Here is a 10,333-nt window from a genome sequence, read left to right as displayed (position 1 = left end):
CAGCGCTCATAGCCTCACTGGACTTGCTATCGCTATTAGCTGAGCTTTCAGGCTTTTCCGCCACCTCAGGCTTTGCAGGGGCTTCTTGCTCCTGCTTGCTCTCAACAGCAGCGCTCATAGCCTCACTGGACTTGCTATCGCTATTAGCTGAGCTTTCAGGCTTTTCCGCCACCTCAGGCTTTGCAGGGGCTTCTTGCTCCTGCTTGCTCTCAACAGCAGCGCTCATAGCCTCACTAGACTTGCTATCGCTATTAGCTGAGCTTTCAGGCTTTTCCGCCCCCTCAGGCTTTGCAGGGGCTTCTTGCTCCTGCTTGCTCTCAACAGCAGCGCCAGCGGCAGCAGCGCTAGCTGCTGCTGTTGGAGTTGCGGGTGCGGCTATTTTGCCTTTGAGTACTGAGGCAGCATCGGTTTGTTCTTTAGCTACGGCAGTGTTTTGGTATTGCGGCAGGTAAAGACCTGGGCGCTTTTCTCCTCGACGTAAAGCTTTAATATTAAAGATAGGGTCGTCCATGTTGCCAGATATGGTTACTTGAGTAGAGCTATCTTTAGAGCGACTAATCAAATAAGCACGTCCTGAGATGCTATCTTCATTAATGTTTACTTTACTATTTAAACTTAGATTAGAGGTTACTAAAGAGGCTGTGCTATTAATATTAACTTCGCCATTAACAATTTGAGCTTGGGCCTTAAGATTATTAATACCAGCTACGCTGCCTTGAATGGCGCTAAGTAACTCGGTAGTTGATAGCTTATAACTATCGGAGTTTCCTCCATTAATAAGATCAAGACCAAAGTCTGCAATTAACATAGCTGATGAGTTCAAAGAGATATTGCCATCACTATGAGAGAGCAAGCTGCGAATATTATTGATCTTATCTACACAAGTACTTTCAATATCTAAGTCTAAATTGATCTTGCCAGTTAACATATGACCTATCAAATTGGAGTTGAGATCAGCGCTCTCAAAGTCTTTAGCTTTAAGAGTAAACTTGCTTGGCAACTTTTCTTGTAAAGCAAGATAGGCTTGAGCACTTAAAGAAGACTCTTTAAAGCGCATTTTAGGCACATCAATGGCCAGGCCGTTTTTATCAAGCTTTAAATTGACCTTAGTATCAGACATTAAAAGATTTGAGTAGAGCATGTTTATCAGATTGAGGTTCAAACTTGATGGGCTATTATCTTTAATGACATTACGATTATCCTGACTATCACTATAAATATCAGGATTAATCATAAACTTGTGTTTACTTAAGTTAAGACTTTCCTCTTTAGACTCAGCAATAGCCTTATCGTCCAAAGTTAAATAGGACAATATCTTATAAAAGTTATCGACCTCATCTGGGATATTGTTCTGGTTATGCTTGTGTTTAGGTGTTTTATTGTTTTGAGCTTGAGAGATTTTGGTCTCTAAATCTTTAAGCACAGTAGGATGCACAAAGATATTGTTAGCTGTGCCTGAAATAGATTGAATAGACAAAGGCAAGCTATTGATATAGGACAAGAACTCTAATTGGTTAAACTTAGCATTCTTAATGAACAAGCTATGATCAGAAAATTGCTTTTTAATAAAGTCTAAACGTGGTCTATTAAGTGCCAGTTTATTCTTACTCATGCGCAATTCAGTAACGCTAAGGCGCTTTTTAGTTAAATCTAAACTACCAATGCTATTAAAGGTACCCTCATAGAGATTGCCTTTTAAGTCAAACTCCATCTTGTTGTTTTCAAAACTGGCAATGGCATTATTGTTTTCAAAAGTTGTTTGCAGATTAGGGAAAGAAATCTCGTCTATATGGCCTTCAAACATACCTTCGATGTCGTCATGGTCAATATAGAGGTCATCAATAGTGCCATTAATACCCTGCATAATATAGCTTAGGTATTGGGATTCAGACTCCTCAGGAGTGATAGGAGCTGGTGTACTCTTAGAGTTAGGTTTGGCAAATAACTTTGACTGCTCAGATGGCTTTTTGCCCTCAGATTGGTTACCTAAGATATTATTGGTAAAAATAACGTCAGTTAAATTAGTCTTACGAGCACTTAACTTAACATTTTTTGGGGCACGCAATCCTTGATTAATAATGACTTTTGATAGGTTGAGCTCATCTAAAGAAATCTCAGCACTGATAGGAGGCGTATTAGAGCTAGGTATATCACCATCAGATAAGGAGTTATGCTCATTGCTGATGATATTGTAGGTGCCATGACCAGTAACGGTACCACCTAAAATACCTGCACTAAAGTTATTGATAGCAATACCTTTATCATTATGGGTAAATTCAATATTAAAGCTTTTTACTTCGTCGTTAAATAAACGAGCCTTACCAGTACTTAAAGCTCCAGAGCGAAAAGTTAGTCCCTCTTGAGCGCTATAAGTAACATTCTCAAGACGAACAGTAGCGCTAGGAGCATTTAAAAAGGTGGTACGTAAAGGTGTGCCGTAGAATCTGGCTGTTTGGGCTCTAATAGAGTTAAAGCCTAATTTGGAATTAGCAACTGTTAACAGATCGTTAGGATCAATATTAATTTTATTTAAATAAAGATCTGTAATTCTAAGCTCATCGCTGCCCATAGCTGATCTGAGATCGTACTCAACGTAGAGCTCTCCAATTTTAGATTTGCCAAAGGTAACGTTATAGAGTTTGATAACATCAGGATAGATAGGAGAAAATTCAGCATCTCCTATGCTTACTTCCATATTAAACTTTGAGCTTAAGTAAATAGATAATGGGCCCTTTACCTGAGAGCCATTAAAAAAGAGCGCAGTTAGGGTAAAGCCTACTACGATAAAAACGCCCAAAATAAAGGATAGGCGTATAAAGAAACGTAATAATTTACTTGAAGAGGAGCGTGAGGCTCGTCTTTTATGGTAAAGACCGACCATATTTCAATCCATTACTAGTAATTAGCTAATTACTTTGTTGACTACTTGCTCCATTGCATATGATAGTTTGCCATTATCAACATCCAAAACTTTAGGAAACCATCGTAAAATCAAATTATGAGCAGTGAGCATATCATTAGCAAAAATATCTTTAGCCGCATTATCGGCATTAGTGATTAAGTCATAATCACGATTTAAATCAGCAAAACGGAAATTCTCTTTACCTGCTTGATTAGTACCAAAGAACTCGCCTGGACCACGCATTTGCAAATCTTGGTTGGCAATTTCAAATCCATTAGTGGTGCTACGCATGATCTCTAAACGTTGACGAGCTCTTTGTCTTCTATCTTCCTCTTGCTTATTAACACTAGGTTCTGAGTAGGTATTATAGATTAATAAACAATATGACTCTTTAGAGCCACGGCCTACACGTCCTCGTAATTGGTGTAATTGAGCTAAACCTAGCTGATTAGCACTCTCAATTACAATTACACTAGCGTTTGGTACATCTACGCCTACCTCAACAATGGTGGTCGCTACCAGGATATTAATGTCTCCTTTGATAAAGTCTTCCATAGTGGAATTTTTTTCTTTATCACTCATTTGCGCATGGAGCAATCCAATTTTTAACTCAGGCAAGTTGTTACTTAAGTATTGGAAGCGCTCTTTAGCTGAGGTTGCCTTAAGTAGTTCATTATCCTCTACTAAAGGGCAAACCCAATAAGCCTGATTACCATTCTGACAATGATGTCTTAGGCGCTGGGCCACCTCATCGATACGATCTTGGGAGATCAATGAGGTTTTAATAGGGGTACGTCCTTTAGGTAATTCATCGATGGTAGAAACATCGGTATCAGCAAATAAAGCTAATTGTAAAGAACGAGGAATAGGGGTAGCAGTCATTAATAATTCGTGAGCTGCACTTCCTTGAGGGGCTTTATCTAACAGGGCCTCTCTTTGGTCAACACCAAAGCGATGTTGCTCGTCTACAATGCTCAAGGCTAAGTTTTGATACATTAAATCTTTTTGGAAAAGAGCATGAGTGCCAACAAAGATTTTAGCTGAGCCTGTTTTAGCTTTGTTAAAGACCTCAGTACGTTCAGCCTTCTTTAAGCTGCCAGTAACTAGCACTACCTCATAACCTAAAGGAGCAAACAACTCACTAATTTTCCTATGATGTTGTTTGGCTAGCAGTTCAGTAGGCGCTAGCATGGCACATTGATAGCCATTGTGAGCAAATTGCTCCATAACCATAGCCGCCACTAAGGTTTTACCTGAGCCTACATCACCATGTACTAAGCGATTCATGGCTTTATTGACTAAGCAGTCTTGCATAATCTCTTGGTAAACACGCTTTTGAGCATTAGTAGGCTCAAAAGGTAGGGTCTTTAAGAGTTGATCATGACTTTCCTTACTATATTCAAGGGCGGGCGCTGCCTTACTCCATTGACGGGCTTTTAACTCTAAAATACAAAGTTTGTAAGCTATGAGCTCTTCATAACAAATACGTTGAAAGCTTGGTAAAGCCTCCAAGTGGACAACACCATGATCTTCTCTAACAGGAGGGTTATGGCAGAGCAATAAAGCTGTGCTAATGTCCATATGGTAGGGATTGAGCCTTGGTGGTACTAATTCATCTAATGGGTGCACTGATAGTACTTTTAAGGCGCTGCTAACAAGCTCTCTCATTTTATCGATGCTAAGTCCACGAGTTAAGTGGTAAATAGGAGAGAGTCTAGTAGGTAATGAGAGTTCATTATCCTCTACTATATGGAAGTTAGGGTGAAACAAAACAGGCTTTGGTACAGGGCCATAAGTATCAAAGCGCATATTGCCCCAAGCTAATATGACTGTACCTACAGGAAGCAGTTGTAACTGGTATTTAGTCATATTAAAAAAAGCTAATTTTACTTGGGTACCCTCATGATCATGAGTAGTAAATTCAGTAAGCTTAGTTTTAAATTTAGGCAATGAAGATATGGTAAGCAAAAACAAGGAGTTAGTCTGCTCTTGAGGTAGGTTGTGAGCAGAGCTAATGTAAGTGCGATCTTCATAACGAAAAGGAATATTGAATAACAAATCGTTAAGGTTATGAAGGTTTAACTTGTCTAACTTACTTAAAGTTTGTGTTGCTACGCCACTCATGCAAGACAAAGGCGTAGCAAGAAATGGTTCATCTTGTCCTGCCATGACTTCCTCATCACTTATTAAATTAATCTTTTGATGGCTTAATTATAGCATTTTAACGAATAAGATAAGCCTTAAGGCAAGACAAAGAAATGGGAACTATATGGCATTTAGCCATGATTCTTTTTAGGTTGTGAGTTTGTCATTACGCTTTTGATAGATACGATAGGAAAGAAACATACTTAAAGCTATTAAGATGAGGCCTGATAAGTAAAACTGATATGAAATGGAGTAGTTTTTACTTACCGCTGCTCCTAAAAATGGGCCAAACATAGCGCCAAACTGGCCAGCCATAGTTAAAGCACCAAAGGCACGTCCTCTAAAATCACTGCTGGTAGCTACAGTTAAAGAGGCAGTAAGTGAGGGCATAATGCCAACAATAAAGAGACCTAAGACACCAGAGTAAATGAGCAAACTATAGTAGTTGCTGGCACTGCCTTGTAATAGAGTAAAAATACCTGATCCCAAGAAGGTTAAGGACATTACTTTGTAGTAGCCTTTCTTTTGGCCAAACATACCCCATAAAGGAGAGAAAAAGGCTCCTACTAAAGGTGGAATAGAGCAAGCTAGGCCTGCATAAAAGCCAATATTGTCAAAACTACCTAAGAGCTCATATACATAAAGCGCCATTAAAGGATTAGTGGCTAACATGGCTATTTGTAAAATAAAGAACAACAATAAAAGCTCAAAAATATCACGAGTAATAAAGCAATGCTTTAAATCTTGGAAAATACTGGTTTTGGTAGTGGTAATTTCATCAGTATTTTTGCTCTCTGGAGTGAGATAAGTGATTACTACGACAATGGCTAAGAAGATACCTGAAATAATAAAAGAGGCACGATAGCCATAGACATCAGCTAACAGTCCTCCAATTAAAGGGCCACTTACTGTTCCTACTAATTGGGATGATTGAATAATACTAAGGGAAGTGGCTAACTTTTCTTTAGGACTTTGGGAGGAAACCATGGATAAAACTACAGGCAAATAGCCATTGGCAAATCCTTGGATAATACGCATACCTAAAAGCTGAATAGGTGCTGTAACAATACCGCCACAAGAGTAGCTGACACACAAGAGCAAGGCAGAGCGCATGGCCATAGACTTCTTGCCTTTAATATCAGAAATCTTTCCCCACACAGGTGCCATAATGCCCGCAATTAAAAAGCAGGACGAGAAGACTAAGGCTGTCCATAATTCAATACTTTCCTTAGGCGCGCCCAGTTCTAATAAATAAACAGGCAAGAAAGGTATACACATGGTGTAGCTTGCTGAGGTAAAGTAAATGCAAATAGCATAAATTGTTAGTTTGAGGGGCCACGACATAATAAGAGCCTCTTATTATTAAGAGTTTTTGTATTAGTGCTGACCTGATAGGTTTTTTGTGGTCAGTTAGTGGCAATGAACCAGCGCTAAAACAAGAAAACTAAGTGATTATTTAAGATTAAGGGAGGGGATAGCCCTTAATGCAATTACAAATACAAATTTGGAAATTAAGAATAGTAGCAAAAGATATTCTTGGTGCTAGATCAAGATTGGGCTTAGTCAATGTAATTAACTAACAGACTAGCACTAGAAATGACATAAACGAACTGACTTGATATTTAATCTTAATTGGTACTGAGCACAAGAATAAACCCTCATCTAGCTGGTAAGAAAGATGAGGGTTTTTAATTTAGAGAAGCTTTTTGAGAATGAAAGAGGCTCGTAAGCGGCGCACCTTCTTTAAGATTTTTTGCACCTGTTCAGGGTAATCCTCAAAGCGCTCAAGATCTTGTGAGGAACTCACCTTAGTGGTGTGACGCAGTATATACTGCTTTTCATGCATAAACTTTTCTTGGAGCAAATGGTTTGGATCTTGGATAAAAAGACCATTTTCTAAATCCAGAGCCCAAGCACGAGGGTTTAAATTATTGCCTGTAACAATAGCTAAATGACGGTCAATAAATAAACCCTTAAGATGGTAGGTATTAACACCATCTCTCCATAAGTAAATATTAAGCTTGCCCTCATCAATATATTTCTGATGACGATTGATAAGGTCAATCAGGTTTTGCTCATATACGTAAGGAATAGCACCAATGCTAGAAAATTCCTTAGCAGGATCAATATAAAAGTCGTTGGCTACCTTATCACCAACTACTAAAGTTACCTCTACTCCTCGCTCAATAGCCATCTCTAAGTGCTCTTGTAAATTCTTAGGAGGATTAAAATAAGGAGTACAAATAAAGACACTCTTACGAGCTGAGGCAATAGCCCATAGTATCGACTTATTGAGCAAATTATTACGCTTGCCCAAACCTGCAATAGGAGTAATGCCGATCTCATCCTCTTTGAGCTTTTTACAGCCTTTAAAAGAGTATTGGCTGGTAGTAAGACTACGCTGGAGAGCCTTAATATCAACCTTAATATCTTTAGCAGGCTTGATAGCATTACTTGAAAAGTCTTGAACAGCAAAATTTTGATGGAAAGACTCAGTGGTATATTGGCACAGAGTGTCGGCTAGCTCTTTAGAGTGAATTTCATGATAGCGATCTAAACGGTATTTAGCATTATTGTAATTTAAATACACATTGTTAACGCTAGCGCCTGTGTAGAACACAATATCATCAAAAACAAAGCCCTTTAAGTGCATCACACCAAAAAGCTCTCGTCTTTTAACAGGTACACCATAAATTGCTGGTGCATGATCAGCCTGATGGGCATAACGAGCATACATTTGGGCATTAGTAGGTTGATCGCCCTTGCCACCAATCAAGCCACGGCAGGCACGATGAAAGTCCACATAAACTCTAATATAAAGCTGCGGATTCTTTTTTTGAGCCTCATATAAGGCTTGCATGATTTCATTGCCCGCTTCGTCGTCATTCAAATAGAGCATAGTCATCATAATGCGCTCTTTAGCCTGCGCAATGAGCTCTAAAAGACGTTTATGAAAGTTACTTGGGCGCTCTAATATGCTGTAGTCGCTAGCTTTGACCGCAATTTGTGGAGCTTGCTGGAGTCGCGTTTGACTATACAGAGCATTAGGTAAACTATTTTTAAACCAAAGCATGGTAATTCTTCAATAAAGATAAAGCCTAAAACCATAATTTTAGGCTTTAAGTAAGTTTAAATAGCCGCAGTAGCTTCGGTTAAGAAGCTAACTTCTAAATCAGACATGGTAGTAGCAGTATTTTTAATAATGCTTAATACATTCTGATGGTAATCGTTAAGCCAGCTACGCTCACTAGGAGAGAGCATTTCTCTAATGATAAGTCTAGTATCAAATGGTACTAAGGTTAGTGGCTCAAAGCACAACATATGCTGACATCCAGGCTCTCGACATTGGCAAACCTCATAAAGGTTCTCAAGTCTAATGCCATACTCATCAGCCTCATAGTAACCAGGCTCAATGGAGGTTACCATGCCGACCTCAAGCGGTACGGTAGAGCTCTTAGTTGAGATATTTTGAGGGCCCTCATGAACAGCTAGCAAATGGCCTACGCCATGGCCTGTGCCGTGTTCATAATCAAGACCATGCTCCCATAAAGGACGACGGGCAATAGCATCAAGCTGCATACCGCAGGTACCACGAGGGAAAATGGTAGAGGCCAAAGCAATATGAGCCTTAAGTACCAAGGTGTACTTGAGCATCATTTCATCAGTTAAATTTGGGCCTACTAAGATAGTACGAGTAATGTCAGTGGTGCCCTCTAAGTATTGGGAACCAGAATCAATTAAATACAAAGGATCTTTGCCAAATTTACGTGGTAGGGCCACCTCAGCATGGTTGTAGTGACACATAGCAGCATTAGGGCCTAAAGCTGAAATGGTGGCAAAGGATGGCTCAATATAGTCGCCTTCAATCTTTCTAAAGTATTCAGCTTTCTCGGCTAATACTGCCTCATCTAAGTCCTCAGTTCTTCTTTGATAGGCCTCTAAATCAGTAAGGTTGTCAGCTTTAGTAATATCATCAAGCCAAGCTAAGAAACGGCACATAGCCACGCCATCTTTTAAATGGGCCTTATGTTCACCTGCTAGCTCATTAGGATTCTTACAGGCTTTAGCTAACTCACATAAGCCTAAACCCTCAACTACTTGAGCACCTTTACTTTCTAATACTTGGAAAATATGGGCATTAGTGCTCTGAGAGTCAACGTGCACCTTACAATTAGAGTGACTTAAACGCTCTAAAACATCATCAAAACCTGCCTCAGGGAAGATGTCAATATGACCTACGTGATCCTCAAGGTTGGCTTGGATTTCATCGGTTAAGTGTTCAAGGTTTAAATACCACTCTACAGCCTCATTAGCATAGGCTACTAAGCGACAATTTAATACAGGTAAGAACTCACGATCACGGCCACGGATATTTAAAAACCAGCACACAGTCTCAGGGCGAGAAATAATAGTGGCATCTAAGCCACGATCACGTAAGGCCTTGGCTAGATTTTGTCTCTTTTGTAGACTTGGGCAGCCATTAAACTCATCAGGATAAATTTCAATAGGAGCACATACAGGGCTTGGTCTGTCTTTCCATACCTGGTCAAACAAATTTTCCTCTAAAGCTACTAACTCAATGCCTGAGAGCTCAAGTTCCTTTTGTAGTCTTTGATAGTATTGATAGCTAACGCAGCGTAAATCAACGCCCACTTTAGCTTTTTTAGGTAAGAGCGCTATTAAATAATCACAAGGGGAAACTTCTGAAAAGTTGAAAGTATTATAAACATCATCATCAACTTGCTCTTTAACTTGAACAGTATAGCGGCCATCAACAAATACAGCTTGAGGGTGGTCAATAGTTAACAACTGATGTTCATCTTTTTGGCTGCTAACTTGGATCGGAAACTCTTCTTTTTGGCTAACAGTTACACATACAAAACCAGCAGAGCCAGTAAAGTTAGTCAAAGTTGCAATACGCTCACAGTCAGGAGTGAGATCGCCTGATAAGTACTCATCATCATGAGGAATTAAAAGAGCATCAAGCTCATACTCGCTAATTTTTTCCTTTAGGGCTGTAAGCAAATCTAAAGATTCATCTTGAATAGTTTCAGTCATAAACAAAAAGACCCTTGTAGTTGTCGCCTCAAATCAATAATCAACTATGGCGATCGTGCTTAAGAGCTATATTAATGTCTCTTTTAATTAAATCCAGGATAGCTTTTGCTCAACAGTGTTAAGAAATTATTTTGCTTGGTCATATCAAGCAAGTAGTGATTAATTACAGACTTTAGGCAAAAGACCTTATATCCAATTTAGACTTAAGCTAATGAAATTAAGTTCCAA

The 10,333-nt window shown here is 39.2% G+C and carries 5 protein-coding genes; all 5 read right to left on the bottom strand.

The genetic code is table 11. From position 1 onward, the window contains the following. A partial coding sequence (locus MXE38_RS07610; protein WP_246913655.1) for a hypothetical protein occupies nt 1-2,881 on the bottom strand: 2,881 nt, incomplete at its 3' end. Between the two features lie 21 nt (nt 2,882-2,902). Further along, entirely contained in the window at nt 2,903-5,071 is a 2,169-nt protein-coding gene (locus MXE38_RS07605; protein ID WP_246913652.1) for an ATP-dependent DNA helicase RecG, read from the bottom strand. 123 nt (nt 5,072-5,194) lie between these two features. Further along, complete coding sequence (locus MXE38_RS07600) at nt 5,195-6,391, bottom strand: MFS transporter (RefSeq protein WP_246913650.1); 1,197 nt, start codon at nt 6,389-6,391, stop codon at nt 5,195-5,197. A 349-nt stretch (nt 6,392-6,740) separates the two neighbouring features. Further along, nucleotides 6,741-8,120 carry a CDP-diacylglycerol--serine O-phosphatidyltransferase gene (gene pssA / locus MXE38_RS07595; RefSeq protein ID WP_246913648.1) on the bottom strand — a complete coding sequence of 460 codons (1,380 nt, stop codon included), beginning with the start codon at nt 8,118-8,120 and terminating at the stop codon, nt 6,741-6,743. Nucleotides 8,121-8,176: 56 nt separating this feature from the next. Beyond that, nucleotides 8,177-10,105 (bottom strand): aminopeptidase P family protein, encoded by a 1,929-nt coding sequence (locus MXE38_RS07590; protein WP_246913647.1) that lies wholly within the window; start codon nt 10,103-10,105, stop codon nt 8,177-8,179. Nucleotides 10,106-10,333 lie beyond the last annotated feature (228 nt).

Origin of the sequence: Anaerobiospirillum sp. NML120448, from assembly GCF_023050945.1 — a bacterium.
GTDB lineage: Bacteria > Pseudomonadota > Gammaproteobacteria > Enterobacterales > Succinivibrionaceae > Anaerobiospirillum.
Note: the sequence above shows the minus strand (reverse complement) of the source record. Positions and strands in the feature narration are given on the sequence as shown.